Source organism: Kurthia huakuii LAM0618, from assembly GCF_000505545.1.
Classification (GTDB): Bacteria; Bacillota; Bacilli; order Bacillales_A; family Planococcaceae; genus Kurthia; species Kurthia huakuii.
In genome coordinates this window covers 108,403-128,079 of record NZ_AYTB01000016.1, presented here as the reverse complement: position 1 = coordinate 128,079, position 19,677 = coordinate 108,403, and the positions used below count along the sequence as shown (strand labels likewise).

General features: G+C 38.2%; 23 protein-coding genes and 1 pseudogene. 21 read left to right on the top strand and 3 right to left on the bottom strand.

From position 1 onward, the window contains the following. The first annotated feature begins 369 nt into the window (after positions 1–369). The 4 genes and pseudogenes from V514_RS0114070 to istA (V514_RS0114055) all read left to right on the top strand — a co-directional run. On the top strand, positions 370–564 hold the full coding sequence (locus V514_RS0114070; RefSeq protein ID WP_029497974.1) for a hypothetical protein: 195 nt from the start codon (positions 370–372) through the stop codon (positions 562–564). Next, entirely contained in the window at positions 561–914 is a 354-nt protein-coding gene (gene tnpB / locus V514_RS0114065) for an IS66 family insertion sequence element accessory protein TnpB (protein WP_029499882.1), read from the top strand. Before V514_RS0114070 ends, tnpB begins: the two co-directional genes overlap by 4 nt. Before the next feature lie 60 nt (positions 915–974). Next, positions 975–2,555, top strand: a complete 1,581-nt coding sequence (gene tnpC / locus V514_RS0114060; RefSeq protein ID WP_029499883.1) for an IS66 family transposase — start codon at positions 975–977, stop codon at positions 2,553–2,555. Positions 2,556–2,840: 285 nt separating this feature from the next. Further along, a pseudogene (gene istA / locus V514_RS0114055) lies at positions 2,841–3,434 on the top strand (IS21 family transposase); the annotation flags it as partial. A 68-nt stretch (positions 3,435–3,502) separates the two neighbouring features. Here the strand turns inward: istA (V514_RS0114055) and istB (V514_RS0114050) are convergent. Together istB (V514_RS0114050) and istA (V514_RS0114045) are read right to left on the bottom strand one after the other, a co-directional pair. Then, positions 3,503–4,225: an IS21-like element helper ATPase IstB gene (gene istB, locus V514_RS0114050; protein WP_029497895.1), complete on the bottom strand. Its 723-nt coding sequence runs from the start codon at positions 4,223–4,225 to the stop codon at positions 3,503–3,505. After that, positions 4,225–5,724, bottom strand: a complete 1,500-nt coding sequence (gene istA / locus V514_RS0114045) for an IS21 family transposase (protein ID WP_029500545.1) — start codon at positions 5,722–5,724, stop codon at positions 4,225–4,227. Before istA (V514_RS0114045) ends, istB (V514_RS0114050) begins: the two co-directional genes overlap by 1 nt. 339 nt (positions 5,725–6,063) lie before the next feature. Here istA (V514_RS0114045) and V514_RS19305 point away from each other — a divergent pair, with 339 nt between their 5' ends. The 10 genes from V514_RS19305 to V514_RS19300 all read left to right on the top strand — a co-directional run bounded on the left by V514_RS19305 (position 6,064) and on the right by V514_RS19300 (position 13,612). Next, positions 6,064–6,555, top strand: coding sequence for a Mu transposase domain-containing protein (locus tag V514_RS19305; protein ID WP_029500544.1), 492 nt, complete (start codon positions 6,064–6,066; stop codon positions 6,553–6,555). Further along, on the top strand, positions 6,552–7,316 hold the full coding sequence (gene istB / locus V514_RS0114035; RefSeq protein WP_029497886.1) for an IS21-like element helper ATPase IstB: 765 nt from the start codon (positions 6,552–6,554) through the stop codon (positions 7,314–7,316). Before V514_RS19305 ends, istB (V514_RS0114035) begins: the two co-directional genes overlap by 4 nt. Positions 7,317–7,528: 212 nt before the next feature. Next, on the top strand, positions 7,529–8,140 hold the full coding sequence (locus V514_RS0114030) for a histidine phosphatase family protein (protein ID WP_029500543.1): 612 nt from the start codon (positions 7,529–7,531) through the stop codon (positions 8,138–8,140). A gap of 370 nt (positions 8,141–8,510) precedes the next feature. Next, positions 8,511–9,464: an ABC transporter permease gene (locus tag V514_RS0114025; RefSeq protein ID WP_029500542.1), complete on the top strand. Its 954-nt coding sequence runs from the start codon at positions 8,511–8,513 to the stop codon at positions 9,462–9,464. Then, entirely contained in the window at positions 9,454–10,428 is a 975-nt protein-coding gene (locus V514_RS0114020; protein ID WP_029500541.1) for an iron chelate uptake ABC transporter family permease subunit, read from the top strand. The genes V514_RS0114025 and V514_RS0114020 overlap by 11 nt, the downstream gene beginning before the upstream one ends. Continuing rightward, positions 10,425–11,189, top strand: a complete 765-nt coding sequence (locus V514_RS0114015; RefSeq protein ID WP_029500540.1) for an iron ABC transporter ATP-binding protein — start codon at positions 10,425–10,427, stop codon at positions 11,187–11,189. Before V514_RS0114020 ends, V514_RS0114015 begins: the two co-directional genes overlap by 4 nt. Before the next feature lie 117 nt (positions 11,190–11,306). Then, entirely contained in the window at positions 11,307–12,353 is a 1,047-nt protein-coding gene (locus tag V514_RS0114010; protein ID WP_029500539.1) for a siderophore ABC transporter substrate-binding protein, read from the top strand. Between the two features lie 71 nt (positions 12,354–12,424). Further along, on the top strand, positions 12,425–12,751 hold the full coding sequence (locus V514_RS0114005; RefSeq protein ID WP_029500538.1) for an antibiotic biosynthesis monooxygenase family protein: 327 nt from the start codon (positions 12,425–12,427) through the stop codon (positions 12,749–12,751). A gap of 68 nt (positions 12,752–12,819) precedes the next feature. After that, the gene (locus V514_RS0114000) at positions 12,820–13,215 is read left to right on the top strand and encodes a DUF6892 domain-containing protein (RefSeq protein ID WP_029500537.1); all 396 of its coding nucleotides are present in this window, start codon (positions 12,820–12,822) and stop codon (positions 13,213–13,215) included. A gap of 82 nt (positions 13,216–13,297) precedes the next feature. After that, complete coding sequence (locus tag V514_RS19300) at positions 13,298–13,612, top strand: iron chaperone (protein WP_051392480.1); 315 nt, start codon at positions 13,298–13,300, stop codon at positions 13,610–13,612. A 34-nt stretch (positions 13,613–13,646) separates the two neighbouring features. On the opposite strand, the gene V514_RS0113990 is transcribed toward V514_RS19300, so the two are convergent. Beyond that, positions 13,647–14,324 carry a Dph6-related ATP pyrophosphatase gene (locus V514_RS0113990; protein WP_200864034.1) on the bottom strand — a complete coding sequence of 226 codons (678 nt, stop codon included), beginning with the start codon at positions 14,322–14,324 and terminating at the stop codon, positions 13,647–13,649. Between the two features lie 148 nt (positions 14,325–14,472). Here V514_RS0113990 and V514_RS0113985 point away from each other — a divergent pair, with 148 nt between their 5' ends. The 7 genes from V514_RS0113985 (at position 14,473) to V514_RS0113955 (ending at position 19,628) form a co-directional block, all read left to right on the top strand. Further along, positions 14,473–14,619, top strand: a complete 147-nt coding sequence (locus tag V514_RS0113985; RefSeq protein WP_235073451.1) for a helix-turn-helix domain-containing protein — start codon at positions 14,473–14,475, stop codon at positions 14,617–14,619. A gap of 112 nt (positions 14,620–14,731) precedes the next feature. Beyond that, positions 14,732–15,172: a universal stress protein gene (locus tag V514_RS0113980; RefSeq protein WP_029500534.1), complete on the top strand. Its 441-nt coding sequence runs from the start codon at positions 14,732–14,734 to the stop codon at positions 15,170–15,172. 312 nt (positions 15,173–15,484) lie between these two features. Then, complete coding sequence (gene serC, locus V514_RS0113975) at positions 15,485–16,582, top strand: 3-phosphoserine/phosphohydroxythreonine transaminase (protein ID WP_035944903.1); 1,098 nt, start codon at positions 15,485–15,487, stop codon at positions 16,580–16,582. Between the two features lie 138 nt (positions 16,583–16,720). Further along, on the top strand, positions 16,721–17,599 hold the full coding sequence (locus V514_RS0113970) for a cation diffusion facilitator family transporter (protein ID WP_029500532.1): 879 nt from the start codon (positions 16,721–16,723) through the stop codon (positions 17,597–17,599). A 31-nt stretch (positions 17,600–17,630) separates the two neighbouring features. Continuing rightward, positions 17,631–18,008, top strand: a complete 378-nt coding sequence (locus tag V514_RS0113965) for a hypothetical protein (protein ID WP_029500531.1) — start codon at positions 17,631–17,633, stop codon at positions 18,006–18,008. A gap of 266 nt (positions 18,009–18,274) precedes the next feature. Continuing rightward, entirely contained in the window at positions 18,275–18,763 is a 489-nt protein-coding gene (locus V514_RS0113960; RefSeq protein WP_029500530.1) for a GNAT family N-acetyltransferase, read from the top strand. Positions 18,764–19,127: 364 nt separating this feature from the next. Then, positions 19,128–19,628 (top strand): DNA-deoxyinosine glycosylase, encoded by a 501-nt coding sequence (locus tag V514_RS0113955; RefSeq protein ID WP_029500529.1) that lies wholly within the window; start codon positions 19,128–19,130, stop codon positions 19,626–19,628. Positions 19,629–19,677: the final 49 nt, after the last annotated feature.

The window sequence follows — 19,677 nt, the reverse complement described above, 5'->3', positions numbered from 1 at the left end:
GATTCAAAGGGGTGTTTTTTATGTCGAAAAGAACTAAAACATCTAAAAATGAAAAATGGATTAAAGAAGGTAGAGGGCCAGATATTGGTTCAGTCTACGATTAAGTTTATTATAGCTGAGACAACGGGAATAAGAATAGTTTACTTACTACTCCTTATTTTTTCTGTAATGATGGTGATAGGTGTTTTTTACTTTATAGTGTATATTTCAAATAAACTACCGCACCCTGTGGATAACTTTCCGCAAGGTTTTTTTGTGCAAACGTAGGGAAGTCTTATTTTAAAAGTAAGCCCGTAATCAAATAACGCATATAATCTTGTAGGCATCTCCGATACGATAAATGTATCAATCAATGGAGGTGCTTTTATTATGTCTACGAACAAACCAATTATCGTCCCCGTTCATTTAGATCCTCTCCCTTTAGAACTCCCTCCGGGATCCTCGCCTCAACAAAAAATCGAGCCAACCTGTGTGATTAAAACAGCAGCAGTTGAAATCTCTTTCTTCAATGGCGTAGATGCACACCTTGTCCAAACCGTATTGAAAGGATTGGTGTTGAAATGAAAACAGATTTCACAAAGGTAAAAAATATTTATATTGTCTGTGGCAGAACGGATATGCGGAAAGGAATTGATGGCCTGGCGGCCTTAGTTCAGGATTCATTCGAATTGGATCCATATAGCGATGCTATTTTTTTATTTTCGGGTACAAGCAAAGATCGCTATAAATGTCTTTATTTTGATGGCGATGGTTTTGCTTTACTGTACAAGCGGTTAGATCAAGGTCGTCTGCAATGGCCGAAAAATGAGCAACAAGTCCGTAACCTTTCGCAGCAAGAATTGCGCTGGCTATTAGAGGGGTTATCTATACAACAGCCAAAGGCGATTACAAAATCTTTAAAAGGTGTCTTTTAATTACTTTGTATAAAATGGTATAATTATCCACAACATACCGAACGAAATGTGGTGAATGATTTGGAAAACGCTTCTATGAACAATGAACGGATTATACAACTTTTAGAAACTCAACTAGCGCACTCGAACAGACAGAATGAAGAATTAACACAGAAATTAGATCAATCGTTTAAACAAATTGAAGCGTTGACTGAACAAGTCCGTCAATTAACAAAAGCTTTATACGGTTCCAAATCAGAAAAATCAAAGTACCAAGTGCCCGATGGGCAAGGTTCTTTATTTGAGGATGATCCGTCTTTTAACGAATCTGAGCAGACAGAAGAAAAAAGCACCGAAACAATTAGTTATACGGTTAATCGTAAAAAGACAAATAAAAAACGTAATGATTCATTTGGAGAGCATATAGAAATTGAAGAAGTTCATTATCATCCAAATGATTCATCTTGCGATTGTTGTCATGAACCAATGGTCGAATTTAGCTCTGTCTTAGTTAGAGAAGAAGCAAAATTTATACCAGCTACACTAAAACGTGTACAGTACTTTGAGCATGTCTATGAGTGTCGATTATGTAAAAATGATTCTTTGAAAAAATCTCAAATTAAACGCGGCCAAGCACCAAAAGGTGCAATTCAAAGAAGTATTGCAGGGCCTACTGTTTTGGCAAAGCTTATTTATGATAAGTTTGCGCAATATTTGCCACTTTACCGTCAAGTAAATGAATGGTCAAGACATGGCTTATTAACAAACGATAAAAATTTATCCAATTGGGTAATACGTGTAGCAACAGATTGGCTGCAACCAGTGTACGAATTGATGAAAAAGCGTTTAATAGCAAAATCCGTTTTACATATTGATGAAACCTTTGCGCAAATTCTTAAGCGTTCCGATGGAAGACCAGCACAATCAAATGCTTATAACTGGGTAGCTCGCAGTGTTCAAAGTGAAGGCCCAGTGATTATTTTGTTTAAGAGTGCATTGTCTCGTGGTCGTGCGACCTTAGAAGATTTCATTCAAGGGTTCAAGGGCACCGTCATTTGTGATGGCTATTCAGCTTATAATCATTTGCCTGATGTTCAGTTCGCTAACTGTTGGGCCCATGTCCGCCGCTATTGGTTAAAGGCTGATAGTAACAATGGTCGAAAAGGCGTGCAATATTGCGATCAGTTATTTCATATTGAGCGTAAGATCAAGCATCTTTCACCGGAAGAACGTGTGAAAATTCGTCAGCAAGAATCCAAACCGATTGTAGATGAATTTTTTGAATGGGTGGATCGTTCGCCGTTCTTCGGAAAAAATGCACTTGCTAAAGCTGCTGACTACACATTGAATCGTAAAGTTGCATTAAAACGATTCCTTGATAATGGCTATATAGCCATTGATAATAACGCTGCAGAAAATGCGATTCGTCCAAATGTGATTGGTCGAAAAAATTGGCTGTTTTCTGTCAGTGAAGCAGGCGCTCATTCAAATGCCATTTGTTTAAGTCTTGCTGAAACTGCTAAAGCCAATGGCATTGATTTCTATCAATACTTGGTGAAATTGATGACAGATTTACCGAACCTGCCTTTTCAGCAGCAACCAGAAATTTTAGAGCGTTATCTACCATGGTCCGAAGATATTCAGGCCACTTGTAGAAAATAAATAGCCGACTTAGTCAAAAATCATTCGACTAATCGGCTATTTGCTGTGCGTACCGTTAAGGTGCGCGTTTTTTTATATTTCGGGCTTACTTTTAAAAAGGGATATTCAGCGAAGCGGTGATTGATGGGAAGTAGTTGTCGAAGGGACGCATATTTAAATAAAAAATATGTTCCAAAAGAAGTGCTGCTGTCATAATCGCTGTTAAAATCCTCGATAATACCGTTTAAAAATTCCCCACTAATAACGGATAATCTATATTAGACAATATAGATTGGAAGTGTGGAGATGACGGTAGTATTGGAGGATATTTTTATGATTAAAGAACTGAAACAGAAAGGATGGACCTTAACGGCCATCGCAGAAGAAACAGGTTATGATAGAAAAACGATTCGAAAATATTTAAATCAAGAAAAGTTACCACAAGCTACAAAGCGAAAAAGCCGTGGTAGCAAACTAGATCCTTATAAATCTTATATATTAGCAAGAATTAAAGAAGGTACTACTAACTGCGCAGTACTATTAGAGGAAATACAAAAGCTAGGATATGAAGGTAAAAGTACAATACTAAGAGAGTTTGTCCAGCCCTATCGGGCAGCACCTAAGAAGCAAGCAACTGTGCGATATGAAACAAAGCCAGGAGAACAAGCACAAGTTGACTGGGCTGAAAACGCAGGAACATGCATCATTGATGGAGAAGAAATTCAGCTTTACGCATTTATTATGATTCTCAGTTATTCTCGAAAGCGTTATATCGAATTTACGACAGATATGAAACAAGACACGCTTATTAAATGTCATCTAAACGCCTTCAGTTATTTTAATGGTGTTCCGCAACAAATTCTTTACGATAATATGCGCACAGTCGTTACAAAGCATAGTATGTATTATGCAAGATAAAATTCCTTCAAAATGCAAACTAAAATTCCAGCACCCTTCGGTTATTTAGTTTAGAGATTTATACTAGAATGTTGATATCTATAACTTGGACCCTGAAATGCAATAAGGTGACTATGATGAACTAATCGATCAATTAATGCAGCGGTTAATTTTTCATCATAGAAGATGGTCGACCATTTACTGAATTCCAGATTGGTTGTTAAAATCAGACTCTTACGCTCATAACACGCTGATACAACTTGAAATAATAATTGCGCACCTTCTTGACTAAGAGGCAAAAATCCCCACTCGTCACAAATTAATAAATCTGCTTTCTCAATTGTTTTTAAGAACTTAGCGAGCCGTCCTTCCTGCTTTGCTTCAATAAGTTCGTTTACTAAAGCGGCAGTGCGATAAAACTTCACTATTTTCCCTTGATGACATTGTTCCACGCCTATGGCGGTTGCTAAATGAGTCTTTCCTACGCCAGATGGTCCATAAAGAATCAAATTTTGTTTTGCTTCAATAAAACTACCTGTTTGAATTGTAGTAAGATTGATACTGGCCGGTAATGAAACTCGGGTAAAATCATAATTTTCGTATGTCTTAATGATATCGAAATTCGCATTTTTAATTAATCGATTTGTCCGTGCGACTTCGCGGTGTCCAACTTCTATTGCTAAGAGCTTCAGTAAAAACTCTTCATGTGTTTCTGCTTCAATTTGTTGATATTCTTCGCTCATTCGACTTCCCAAACGCAATTCCCGACAATACTTTACGATTTGCTCTTTCATCATCTCACACCGCCATTCAATAACTGGTCATACATCGTTAAATCAGGTTTATGTTCTTTTTGAATAAAGGCTGCTGGAACGTGAATATCTGCGATATTCTGTTGAGGTTGACGTAATCTATTCCACGTTAAACGAATGCTATCTAAATCTTTTAATCCTAATTGTAATGTCGCTGTTAATGCTTCTGTTGCTTGTACTAGGTTATCTTCTTGATTCATAAAATCAGCTAATAATTCTATTGCTGGACGTGGCTTTTTTTGTTCATTAATGAAATCTTTCCATGGGTCTGGTAGTTCCTGATAAAACAATGTTTGTTTTAATGATTGTGGTTTCTTTGCGATTAGATTCAAATAAGGTGTCCATTTCATAGACTCTAAATTTGTTCCATAAAGTCTTGGATGTTGGATAATTTCTTCGTATTCTTCATTTAAGATAGAAATCGTATTGTGTGTTATTTTTACCCACACTTTTTCATAGGCAAAATTAGGTGATGTAGAGTACTGATTTGTTTCAATTTGAATTTTACCGTAACCATTCGCTTTCAATTGTTTGAAACGTTTCACCTCAAATGCTTTTTCAGCCAACGGCTTCATGGCTTTTTTATCTTCTATCATCAGTTGTGAAATATCAATTTTACGTTTGTAATGCGGGCGCTGTTGATCTTTCTTACATAATTCGAATAACGTTTTATTATAATCCTCTAAGCTCTTAAATACAGGCATAGGCACAAATAAATTCCGACGATGATAACCAACTTTTCCTTCTACGTTTCCTTTTTCATTCCCTTTCCCAGGATTACAGAAGTTGCTTTGAAAGCCATAATGTGCCGCAAATCTTGTGAATTGCTCTACTAAATCTCGGCCACCATCTTTCCTTATCTTTTTAACTGCTGCGGATAAATTATCGAATAAAATAACCGTAGGTACACGACCAATATGTTCAAATATTTGGCGCATTGCTTGTAATAAACATTCTTGATTTTGACCTTTAAAAATTTGTGTATAGCCACCGTTACTATATGGAAATGAGAGGTTAAAATAAAATCCTGTGAAGCGTTCACCATTTTCTTCGAAAATAGCTTCTCCAAAATCAGCTTGTGCCTGTCCAGGCATATGTGTTAATGGAATTGCTGCCACTTCTTTTTTCAACTGTAAATCTTTTTTAACTTCCGATACAAAACTTTGAATAGAGCGAAGACTAATATCAAGATCATCCCCGTACTTTTCTTGTAAACGGTCGTAGACCCTTTTTCCAGTATGTCTCTGCTTTCTAGGCATTTCTAAGTCAGCTACTAACCATGCCATTATTTCATCTTTGTATCGGTCAATCTTTTTAGGGATTACTTTACGTTTTTCTGGCGTAACATTAAAATCCTGTTGGTTCACATATTTTTGAACAGTTTTAAAATCATGTCCGGTTTCTTCAGCTATTTTCCGTAAGGAATAACCTTTATCCTCATACAAAAATTTGATATGATGAATTTGCGTCATTGTAAGCATCCTTTCATTCCTCCTAATCAACTTTTCTGCCAATTAGAAGGTTAGTAGAATTGAAGGGTGCATACAATGATATTTTTTTGCGCTAAAAAGGAAGCATCATTGCAGGATTTTTCATTTGCATAATGCTTCCTTTTTATTTTGCACTAAACACATAGTATTCAGCAAATACGTTTCAATAAACGATTCGAAGACTTTTTAAATTATTACGATGTCACTGCAAAGGCTTGTAAGCCTTATCGAGCCCAAACAAAAGGAAAAGTCGAGCGAGCAATTGATTACTTAAGAAATAATTTCTTAACACGAAAATTACCTAACGATCTGACTGCATTAAATGAATCATTGCATAAATGGCTGAATGATATTGTTCACACAAAGAAAAATCAGACAACACAACAAACGCCACATGAAAGATTTATTCAGGAACAAGCTTTTTTAAAACCTTGGAATCATAAACCACTATATTCTTTGAGTAGCTGGCAACAACGCGAAGTTAGTAAAGATTGTTTAATTTCATTTGAAGGAAATCAATATTCAGTTCCTTATCGCTATGTAGGTCAAACTGTAAAACTACGAATAGAAGATGAAAAGCTGCAAATTTATGATGGAATCGAATGTATCGCCACACACTCTTTAAGTAAAAAGAAACATCAAATGGTTCAACAAACATCGCATTATGCGGGATTACCTGGAACAAAAAAAGAGCAGAAAACAACAGATTCAAATGGTTTGGCGACCCCAAAATCTGTAGATTCTACTCTTTCACAAGCACCAGATGTAGAACAACGTTCATTAGCTATATATGCCTTATTCGAAGAAGGTGATCAAGTATGAAAACGCTTCTTGAAGAGCGCCTAAAGGCGCTTGGTTTGGAAAATACAGCCCATCAATTAGATGGTTTCGTTGAAAGTGCTTCATCTAATAATATATCATATTTCGAATTCTTAAATCAGGTGATAGAAGCTGAGTGGACGTACAAAGAATCACAATTACTAGCCAAACGAGTTTCTCAAGCAAAGTTTCCTTATGTGAAAAACTTAGCTGATTTTGATTTTTCATTACAACCTAGTATTAGTGAACAACGTGTTAAAGAGATCTTAACATGTCGATATATCGGGAATGGAGAAAACTGCATATTATTAGGACCTCCTGGTGTCGGTAAAACGCATCTAGCCATCGGCTTCGGAGTTGAAGCATTAACAAAAGGATATTCCGTACGTTTTATAACAGCAGATGATTTTATGGCCCAGTGTAAAATCTCTGATAGCAGAAATACACTGCATTATTTGATTAAAAGATTAAGCAAGCCAGATGTTTTAATTATTGACGAAATTGGTTATTTCCCATTTGACGAGCTAGCAGCTAATACCTTTTTTCAGATTGTTTCAAAACGTTATGAAAAAGGTTCAATGATTCTAACCTCTAACAAGTCTTACATTGAATGGGGCCACGTTTTTGGAGATGATATTTTAGCTACAGCGATCCTAGATCGCCTATTACATCATTCAGTAACATTTAATATTAAAGGTGAATCTTACCGTATGAAAGAAAAGAAAAAAGCTGGGATATTCCCAGCTAATCATTTAACTACTTAACTCTATAATGGGGAATTTTATCCCGATATTATCGGAGAATTTAGAGGCGTTATTGACAGCTGCAGACGTTTACGCAAAAACTCGCGCGTCAGTACGACAAAAGAACGGCTTTTTTAGATGAATTAAGTAAAATATAATGTGAAAATCGGTTTAAAAATCCCGATTTAAGTGAATTAATAGACAACGAGATGTTTAGACAGGGGATGGTTTTTATGACACAGGAAATGTATTTAATTCGTCACGGTGAAACAGAGTTCAATGTTGAAGGGAAGTTCCAAGGTCAATCGGATTCGCCACTTACAGCAGAGGGCAAAGATCAGATTTACCATGTGGCGCGGATGCTGAAAATTGAGCTTGGCGACGATCTTCATAACTGGGAAATTATTTCGAGTCCCCTCGGTCGAGCAATGGATAGCACGAAGCTTTTATGCGAGGCATTAGCGTATGATGTCAATAAAGTGAAAACAGATGTGCGCCTAGCGGAAGTGTCGGTTGGCAATTGGGCGGGCCTTTACATTGAAGATATTAAAGCGCAGTGGCCACGCTTATTAGAAGGTACAAACCACTACAATTGGTATTTTAATTCGTTAGATGGCGAGCGCTATGAGGACGTGAAAGGGCGCATCGAGGAATGGATGGAGAGCGTCAAGGATAAGGAGAAATTGATTGTCGTGGCGCACGGTGTGACGAGTCGCATCATTCGAGGGCTGTATCAAAATCTTGAAAAAGAAGTGACATTAAGCCAAGAGGTAGCACACGAAACATTTTTCAAATTAACAGATGGCGACGTAAAGCGCTACACATATGAATACGAGGAATTTTAGGAAGCAGGGATCACGTTTAAGTGGTCCCTGTTTTTGTTATGCAAGCATTGTTTCTTCTATATATAAAAGCTATATGTGTAAAAGCGCGAATAGTTATCATCATTTTCATGAAATGAAAGTTAAAACGATTCTAAATTAATTTGTAGTCAAAATTTTTTTAGCGCACGTATAGCAAAAGTAAAACCTATGAAATGTTTCAAAATTAGTTAGCTATGACGAAAATTAGTTGGGCTGTTTCAATTTTCTCTATTCTCAATTAGTAACAGCAGTTGAACTGACATCGAAAAAGAGTATATAATGAACGATGAGTCTAATGATAATCATTTTCATTATCATTTACGGAAAAAATTATAAAAACGAGGGTAACAGAATGAGATTATGGATGTTAGTTGTAGCTGCAATTATCTTATCGTTTACCTCGCTGTTTATAGGCGCTATTGATATCAAGCCGAAAGATTTACTTGATTGGCAATCGGATGAAGTACAAATTTTCCTTGCTAGTCGTGTGCCACGTTTGATGGCCATCATCTTAGCCGGCGCTGGTATGAGTATTGCGGGTTTAATTATGCAGTCATTAAGCCGCAATAAATTTGTATCACCTACGACAGCAGGTACGTTAGATGCAGCAAAATTAGGTATTGTTCTATCAATGATTTTCTTCACAAATGTAACGTATATGCAAAAAATTATGTTTGGCTTTGCGTTTGCATTAATTGGTACGTTCATTTTTATGCGTTTATTAGACCGCATTAAATTTAAAGATGTCATTTTCGTGCCACTGATTGGGATTATGTTCGGGAATATTATTTCATCGATTACGACATTCCTTGGTTACGAAGCGGATATTTTACAAAATGTTAGTACGTTCTTTATCGGCAGCTTTACGCTAGTCGTTTCAGGACGTTACGAACTACTATATGTTGCCGTACCAGCGATTATTATCGCGTACATTTTTGCGAATAAATTTATGGTCGCAGGGATGGGCGAAGAGTTTGCGAAAAACCTCGGTTTAAGCTATAAAACAGTGTTGAACATTGGGCTAGTGCTCATTGCGATTATTTCAACAACGGTTATTTTAACGGTCGGTGTGATTCCTTTCTTAGGATTAATCGTACCAAATATTGTGTCGTTATACTTAGGCGATAATTTACGAAAAACGATTCCGCATACGGTCGCACTTGGCGTCGTTTTCCTTCTAGCTTGCGACATTTTAAGTCGTATTATCGTAGCGCCGTATGAGATTCCAGTAAATACAACGGTGGCAGTCATCGGTAGTGCGATCTTCTTAGTGATGTTGTTTAGGGGGAAAGCATATGCAAAATAGTATTAAAAAAACGAATACGATTAAGATTTTATGCTTAGTCGCCTTAGCAATTTTATCGATTGCTGGGTTCCTATTTTACAATATTCAAGGCAATTTTAGTTATGCCTTTCCAAAGCGGGTGTACCGTGTCGCGGCGATGATTATTACGGCCATTGCGATTGCGTATGCGACTGTCATGTTCCAAACAGTGACACGTAACCGCATTTTGACACCATCAATGATTGGTGTTGATTCGATGTATGAAGTCGTACAAACGGTTATTTATTTCTTCTTAGGTTCTGCTTCAGTGTTTGTAGTAGACCGCTACTTAAACTTTGGGACATCGATTGTGGCGATGGTACTGTTTGCGTTGCTACTTTATCGCTTCCTATTCCGCGCAGATAAATATCCGATTTTCTTGCTGCTTCTAGCAGGGATGATTATTGGGACGTTGCTCGGTAGTTTAGTGAGTTTTTTACAAGTCATGATTGATCCGGTCGAATATTTAAGTTTACAAAATAAATTATTTGCGAGTTTTACAAATGTGAAATCTGAGCTTGTTGGGATTTCAGCCGTTATTTTAATCGCCTGCTTTATTTATGGCGCCTTTTTAATGCGTGACTTAGATGTCATGAATTTAGGGCGCGACAATGCGATAAATCTCGGCGTGAATTACGACAAATTAGTACTGCGCGTGCTGATTTTAGCATCGATTTTAATTGCGACATCGACAGCGTTAGTCGGTCCGATTACGTTTTTAGGCTTAATTGTTTCGAACTTAGCGTATCAATTTTTAGTGACGTACAGGCACTCCATACTCATACTCGGCGCGAGTCTTATTAGTATTATCGCGCTCGTTGGTGGGCAGTTCCTTGTACTGCACGTATTCAATTTAAATACGACGATTAGTGTCATCATTAACTTTGTCGGTGGTATTTACTTTATCTATTTATTATTAAAACAAAGTAAAGGGGTAGCAGGATGATTGAAATTAAAGGAATCACGAAATTCTTTGGCAAAAAGCCTGTTGTAGAAGATGTGTCTGTGACGATTGAAACGGGAAAAATCACGTCATTTATCGGCCCGAATGGTGCTGGGAAATCGACGCTACTGTCAATGGTCAGTCGCCTGTTAGATTCAGATACAGGAGAAGTTTTATTAGATAAGACAGATGTGAAAAAATTGAAGTCAAAAGATTTTGCGAAACGCGTGGCGATTTTACGTCAATCAAACTTTATTAATGTGCGCCTAACGATTCGTGAGCTTGTGTCGTTTGGTCGCTACCCGTATTCACATGGTCGTCTAACTCCTGAGGATAATGAAAAAATAGATGAAGCGCTTGAATATATGAACCTCGTTGATATTCAACATAAATTTTTAGATGAATTATCGGGTGGGCAAAAGCAGCGTGCCTTTATTTCGATGGTCATTGCGCAAGATACCGAATATATTTTGCTAGATGAGCCATTAAATAACTTAGACATGAAACACTCTGTGCAAATTATGAAAATTTTACGCAAGCTCGTAGATGACTTAGGAAAAACAGTCGTCATCGTATTGCATGATATTAACTTCGCGTCAGTATACTCAGACCGCATTGTGGCGCTGAAAAATGGCCGTCTTGTGAAGGATGGACCGACGAGTGAAATCATCAATACGGAATCACTCCGAGAAGTTTACGATATGAACATTCCAGTACAGGAACAAGATGGTTGTAAAATCTGCGTTTATTTCCAATCGCAGTAAAGTTGTAAAATACGGTTGACAAGCTAAATCCATATCAGCTAGAATGGGTTTAGTTAATTGCAATTGATAATCACTCTCATGTGCAAGAGGGATACAACTCAGGAGGAGAATTTTAAAATGAAAAAATGGCGTTTTTTAACTGCAACGGCAGCTTTAACTTTAATGTTAGGTGCTTGTGGCACTGACGAATCAGGAGATAAATCTTCTGGAGAAAAAACAGAACAAACTTCAACTGACAAGGGAGCTGCAGCTGAATCGAATGCTGCATTCCCAATGACCGTAAAATCTTTATCTTCTGAACGTGAAACGGAAGAGGGCGACAAAATCACATTCGCTGACGTTGAGTTAAAGGAACAACCAAAACGCATTATTTCAATGGACTACGGTTTCTTAGATACACTTGATGCATTAGGTGTTGAAGGCATTGTAGGTATTCCTTACGGCGGTGGACAAGGAAACATGCCTGAACAACTAAAAGAAAAATACAAACCAAGTGATGACCTTACAGACGTTGGTAACTTAAAAGAACTAGATCTTGAAGCAGTTGCTGCGGCTGAACCAGATGTGATCTTTATCTCTGGTCGTCAAGCTCCATACTATGAAGAATTAAAAGAAATCACTCCAAACGTTGTATTCATCGGTTCTGATAGCGCAGACTACATCGGTGGCGTTGAAGATTCAATCGATTTAGCGGCTAAAATCTTTGACAAAGAAGATAAAGCAAAAGAATTAAAAGCAACGCTAGATGAAAAAACAAAAGCAATCCAAGACAAAGCTGCTAAATACGACAACGCTTTAGTGACGATGTACTCTGATAAACAAATTTCAGGTTTCGATAATGGCGACGATTCTCGCTTCAAATATGTATATGATGCATTTGGATTCAAACCAGCAGTTGAAGGTATTGATACATCAGCTCACGGTTCAAGCTTCTCTTACGAAGCCATCTTAAAAGCAGACCCAGAAGTATTATTCGTTATCGATCGTAATGATATGGCTGTAGATGCACTTAAGAAAGATGTTGAAAATGACATCATCAAGAAAACACAAGCTTACAAAAACGGCACAATCGTTTACTTAGACGGTACAAACTGGTACTTCTCAAGTAACGGTGCTACAACGGAAGTTGAAAAAATGGATGAAGTGTTAGACGAATTAAAATAATTCATTCGCTATAATACGGAGCCTGTCTCAAACGAGACGGGCTCTTTTTTTAATCAAAGGGAGGCACAAGTATGTTTGTACAAATGCGTCGTATCGTTGTAAAAGAAGGTTTTAAAGAGAACGTGTTAGAACGCTTTCAACCGAAAGATGGCAAGAAATCATTACTTGAACAACGAGAAGGCTTTATTGGCCGCGAGATTTTAGTGAAAAAAACGCGCCGCGGTGAAGAAGAAGTCATCGTGCTAATTCGCTGGGAATCTGAGGAAGCATGGAAAGCTTGGGAAAAGAGTCCAGAGCATATTGCCGGACATAAGAAGCAAATTGCTGAGCATGGCGGAAAACCACCGCAACCAGACTATATTATTTCACGTGATGGCGGCGGCTATTACGTATTATAATGAAAAAGAGTTGTCTCTTGGCAACTCTTTTTTTGTTGAACGGGTATAAGAATAAAGGGAGTGATTCGATGTTTAAAGATTTTAATTTTAAGTTGATTGTGATTGAGGCGTTGCTTGATAAGGAGCCAGCATTTGAGCAGGAACTAGCGGCACTAAAGGAACAATTTACGACGCAATATGAATGGTACGAGGACATGAAGCCGATTCCACAAATTATGACGTACTTACAAAATCTTGAGTTATCAAAGAAAGATTTATTGAAAGTCGATTATTTGTGCTTTGATGGTGGCAATGAAATTTATCATATTATTCAACCAGATTGGGACGGCGAGGATGACTTGTTCGATGTGACATCTGTTGAAGGGTTTGAACAGTTACCAAATTTGATGACGGTCGATTATTTGTCAATGGCTGAGCCGGAAGTGTTAGAGCCTTTACGCGCGGCAGGAATTACAGTAGAATAAAGGAACGAATGTTCGTTATGGAGGGAGCTTTTAATAATGGAAGTATTTGAAGATTTTATCCACGACATTGAGCCGATAGCGCATGGTCGAAGTGCTAACGTGGGTACATGACAACTATCCACAACTGAAGCCAGAGTTTAAATGGAATCAGCCGATGTTTACTGACCACGGGACGTTTATTATTGGCTTTAGCGTATCGAAAGCGCATATTTCGGTAGCGCCAGAAGGCTATATTGATGAACAATTTTCAGTGCGTATTAAAGAACTTGGCTACACGCATGGTAAAAAGTTAATTCGGATGCCATTTGAAAAGCCTGTTCACTATGAGCTACTACAGGAAATCATCGACTTCAATATTGAAGATAAAGCAGATTGCACGTCATTTTGGCGTAAATAAAAAAGAGGGTCGCTGTTGCGGCTCTCTTTTTTCATTAGGCTAATTCAAGTGGTAAAAAGGCGTAATCTCCGTCATGGATAATCGCACCGTATTTGACATTGATTTCGTTGTCAAAAATAGGCCCCGCAACAACGGTCGTATGGAATTCGCCGCCTTCACCACATGGGTCAATCCCGCGTGCAATAAGCTCATCAATATAATCATGTGTGAGCTCACGACCTAAGTCATCCGCGCGCATACCGAGCGACAAATTGACGGTGACGACAAGCGTTTTAAAGCCGGCAGTGACAAATTCGCGTACAACCTCGACATGATCCATTTCCCATAGCGGCATACTAAGTTTTAGTCCAACTTTCTTCGTAATAGCATCATGCCAGCAACCATGCTCTGGAACGTCTAAATCTCCGGTTACAAGCACGTTTGCACCGTTTGCCTTCGCTTGTGTGAGCACGTTGATAAAGACGCGCTCATAGGCCTCCCAGCTCGTCGCTGCGGTATAGACAGGAATGTTGAGAGCCGCCGCTTGTGCTTGAATCAACTCCGGTGGCATACCGTGACTGCGCGAGCGCTGACCTTCCTCTTCTAACATGACAATCAGGCCGATTGCCGTACCTTGCTGCATCGCTTTATAAAGCGCTAATGTGCTATCTTTCCCGCCGCTATACGAGGCGACAAAAGGTTGATTTTGTGCATTTGTTTTCCAATTATTCATAAAAGATATGCTCCTTTGCAATATATTTTTTTGTAAAACGATAAAAACCGATGTTATTATCAATGGGAAAATAAAAAAGTGAGATGTGGTTATGAAGGACGTATCAACATTGTTTTTAAAGACGGCTGTTATCGTATTAAGTTTACCAATGATTTTGTTCTGTATGTTTTTAATTCCAGAAATCGGACAAGCAACAGCGGTGAAATTTTCAACACTCGAAGCGATTTGCGAGGCACTTGATTGTCAGCCGGGTGATAGTTTAGCATATGAAAAAAATAACGACGGCGATTTGTGAACAATGTAAGGTGTTTCAGCATGTTTTTTCCAATAAAGTTTAATTTGGGGTTAATTTTTGTGTGATTATGTCATATTATATAGATAAATAATATGCCGAAAGGATGAGTTCAATGTTTGAAAAAATTCTTGTAGCAATTGATGAATCAGATTTAAACGATAAAATTTTAGAAGCGGCTGCAGAGCTAGCAAGTCTAAATAATGGGATTGTAACGATCGTCAATGTACACCAAAATCCCATCGCACCAGCCTATCCATATGATGTAACACGTGATTATGTGAAAACAGTAAACGAAGGTTTAGTAAAAGATAGTGAGGCACGCTTAGAAAAAGCGAAAGAGACCGTTGTAACGAAACATCCTGAATGCGAAATTGAACTCGTATCATTAGCCGGGAATCCTGCAGACCAAATGATTGAATATGCAGAGAAAACAAATCAATCGGTTATCGTGATCGGTAGCCGAGGTTTACGCGGCATTAAAGGCATGCTATTAGGTAGTGTCAGCTCGAAAATTGCACAAGCTGCACCATGCCAAGTACTTATTATCCATTAAGAAAAAAGGGAATTGCGTTTATGGCGCAGCTCCCTTTTTTATATGATGGCTTTGATTTGTAGAAATATCGCTAATAGGTCTTTTGTTTTTTTGTGGAGGACAGTTTTATGCCTATTTCCGAATGAACAAAAATGAAAATGCTTCCATTAATCGTGTTTTCCAATGATTCAAGCTCTTTTTTTACATGAATATTCTTGTTTTGGTGTCTTTTCTTAAAAAATTATGACATTTTTAGACGAATATTCGTCAAAACCTTCATAAAAAACAGAAAATAGCGTAAAATAGGATTCAACAATATTCCACGAGGAGTGTATTACATTGACAACAGTTAAACGCGCTTATAACTTTAATGCAGGTCCATCAGCACTACCACTAGAGGTTTTACAAAAAGCACAAGAAGAATTAGTAGACTTTAAAGGTGCTGGCATGTCCGTAATGGAAATGAGCCACCGTAGTAAAGAGTATGATGAAGTTCACACTGAAGCAATCGCACGTCTTAAAAAACTTTATAACATTCCTGAAAACTATGAAGTGTTATTCCTACAAGGCGGCGCAAGCTTACAATTTACAATGCTTCCAATGAACTTCCTAAAAGAAGGTCAAACAGCTAGCTACGTACAAACTGGTTCATGGTCAGAAAAAGCATTAAAAGAAGCAAAACTTTTAGGTACTACTGCAATCGCGGCAAGCACAAAAGAAAACAACTACAAAAACATTCCGGCATTTGATGAGTTAAACTACAATGCGGATGATGCATATGTGCATATCACTTCAAACAACACAATCTTTGGTACAGAATGGGCAGATTTCCCTGATACAGGTGACGTGCCACTTGTAGCCGATATGTCGAGTGATATTTTATCTAAACCCGTAGATGTTTCTAAATTTGCGATGATCTATGCAGGTGCTCAAAAGAACTTAGGTCCTTCAGGCGTAACTGTTGTTATTATCCGTAAAGACTTCTTAGAAACAGCAGCGGAAAATATTCCAACAATGTTAAGCTATAAAACACATGCTGATAAAAACTCACTTTACAACACACCACCAACATTCGGTATTTACATGTTAGGTGAAGTATTAAAATGGGTTGAAGCACAAGGTGGCGTAGAAGCAGTAGCAAAACGCAACGAAGAAAAAGCAGCATTAATCTATAACGTAATCGACGCAAGCAATGGCTTCTACACAGGTCACGCAGTAGAAGGTAGCCGTTCTCTAATGAACATTACATTCCGCGTAGCTGATGAAGAATTAGAAAAACAATTCTTAGCAGAAGCAAAAGAAGCAGGTTTCGTAGGCTTAAATGGTCACCGTTCAGTAGGTGGCTGCCGTGCATCTGCTTACAATGCTGTACCAGTTGAAACGTGCCAAGCACTTGCAACATTCATGAAAGATTTCCAAGCAAAGCACTAAACTTTCCTTTTATTAAAAGTCAGACTTTGTTATAATAAATTGGCTTAATAACGAACGGAATAAAAAAACGACGTAACGCACTTTTTGTGTGTTGCGTCGTTTTTGTCGTTTCTGGAATTCTTGAGGGAGGGAAACTTTTTGGACGTCTATAAAAATTTACGTGAAGGGGAAAAAGGCGCTTGGGTTAGTATTTTCACGTATCTCTGTTTAAGTGCCTTGAAATTAACGGTTGGCTTTGTTGGAGGCTCTGAGGCACTAAAGGCGGACGGTCTTAATAATACGACCGATATTGTCGCGTCGGTTGCAGTGCTTGTGGGCCTGCGTATTTCTCAGCGCCCACCAGATGAGGACCATCACTACGGGCATTTACGTGCGGAAACAGTTTCGTCCTTACTTGCTTCATTCATTATGGCCGTCGTCGGACTACAAGTTGTGTTCAATGCGATAAAAAGTTTCTTTAGCGGCCATCACGAGGCACCATCAATGATGACAGCGATTGTTGCGATTGTTTGTGGCATCGTTATGTACATCGTTTATGTATATAATATTCGCTTAGCACGACGCATTAAAAGTTCGGCTGTAAAGGCAGCAGCGTATGATAATCGTTCCGATGCCTTTGTTAGCTTTGGAACGGCTATCGGTATTTTCGCCGCGATTTTTGGTTTTCCAATCATTGACTCGATTACAGCAGTACTTGTCGGCTTATTAATTATTAAAACAGCGTATGATATTTTCGTCGAAGCGGTGCATACATTAACAGATGGTTTTGATGAGCATGAACTTGCGGAGATTGAGGGCTTAATTAAAGATGTTGGTGGCGTCATTGAGGTAAAAGATATGAAAGGGCGTATGTCTGGCAATATGATGTTTTTAGATGTCACGATTACGGTTGAACCAAAAATGGACGTTGTACAAAGTCACCATATTACTGAGGTTATTGAAGGTGTCATTCGCGAGTACAATCCATTTGCGGTGACACTTGTGCATATAGAACCGGCCAATTATGCTACAATATAAAGGAACGAATTTTATATAGGAGGCGGTTACAATGGCCAATCCACAAGCAGTTGAGATGGTTGTAACGCAAGGTCTAAACGTATTAAAATCAATGAATGGTTTATGGAACTTTTCAAATCGTAAAATGGATAAAGCATCGGACGATTACACGCGCTTCTTTGCTAATTTCCACTCATTTGATGTGTACACACATATGGATCCTGAAGTTGATGAAAATGAACATGTACAAGCTTTCCAACAACATATTTTAACATTTGATGCTCCTTATGCGCCGCTACGTGTAAAACAACCTGCAGAAGTAGATGTAAAGGAATCAAAAGAGTTGTATGAAACAGCAGTTGAAGCTTATAACACAATGGTGACGGAACTTGGTAAAGCAGATAAAGTTGTAAACGCAAAATATTTATAAGTAAGAAAGAAGCTGCGCCTTTTGCGTAGTTTTTTTATGGCTTTTTTTAAAAAAATCTCGCTTTTTCTCTGTGATTGTTTTACAATTTTACTTTGTGATACAGGGTGTAAAATGGCTACATTATTTATTAGAAAAAAACAACTATTTTTAGTTTGAAAAAGTGAATTTACAGCGAAATGGTAACACAAAATAGACAATAATTTTCTGTTGAAAAAAACGATTTAAGTCGTTAAAATTATTTACTACAGCCTGAAAGGGGTTAAGAAATGGAACTATTTTTTTACAATGAAAACGAGCACGGAGAAATGCTTGCAAACTACACGTTAACAGAGGAGCAATTACGCTTTACAACGTCACCGTATGAGGCGATGGAAATGGCGAAAGATGATCCGTATCGCTACCCAATCGTTGCAATCGACAACGGGGCAATCGTAAACTTCTTAATGTTAGATGGAGACCAAGGACGCAAGCTTTATTCAGAAAATGCGAATGCGATTTTACTGCGCGCCGTATCAACGGACTTCCATCATCAAGGCAAAGGCTATGCGAAACGTGTGATGAACATGTTACCGGAATTTGTCTCACAAAACTTTTTAAACAAAAATGAGATTGTGCTCGTTGTAAATATTTACAACAAAGCGGCGCAAGGCTTATATCATAAATGTGGCTTTATCGATGAAGGTGTCCGCACGATGGGGGCAAAAGGTGAAGTCATCGTAATGCATTACAAAATTCAACAATTGGTGGCGATATAACAATGGACGATACCGCAAATAGTAGATAGGACTGACTCGTAACAACAAAAACGAGCCGGTCCTATTTTTTTTGATTAAAAGCCGAATGCGCTCGCTCTGCTTTGAAGGGCGTTTATAGTTCCTGACAAGTGACGTTCTCTGTCACGCAGGAGGGGACGAAACGACCCGAAAAGCAAGCGCAAGAGGCTGGATAGAAAAAACGTGGGTCCCCGACGTAAGCGTTGCCGTCTGGACGACGGCGAACGTAGCTTACGTACCTTTGAAAAAAACTTAGGCATGTAAATAAACAAGTGACGTTCTCTGTCACGCAAGCGAGATGATTTTTAATAACAGCCTGTATATAATGAAGCTAGAGGTGAACAGCATGATTGAAAATGTCTTAGGGCCAGTCATTAATGCCAACACACGCGTATTAATTGTCGGCTCGATGCCCGGAAAGCAATCACTTGAAAAACAGCAGTATTATGGCAATCCACGTAATCATTTTTGGCCAATTATGTCTGAATTATTAGAAGAGCACGTACCGGAAAATTATACAGCACGTCTAGCTTGGCTACAAAGTCATCATATCGGCATGTGGGACACCATTAAGTGTTGTGAGCGTCAAGGAAGTCTTGATTCAGCAATCCGCAACGAAATACCAAATGATTTTAGTGAGTTATTACATCGCTATCCACATATTGAATGCATTCTTTTTAATGGTGGGAAGGCCGAGCAAGTATTTAAAAAGTTTATCGGTTTTGAGCTGCTAAAAGGACGCCATTATTACAAAATGCCATCAACTAGTCCGATTCCAGGGAAAAATATTCAAAGTTTTCATGAAAAAGTGAAGAGCTGGTCGATTTTAAAAACCTATATCGAATAATTGGAAAAAATTTGGTTAAGTCATCCTGCTTTGAAAAAATAGGGTGGCT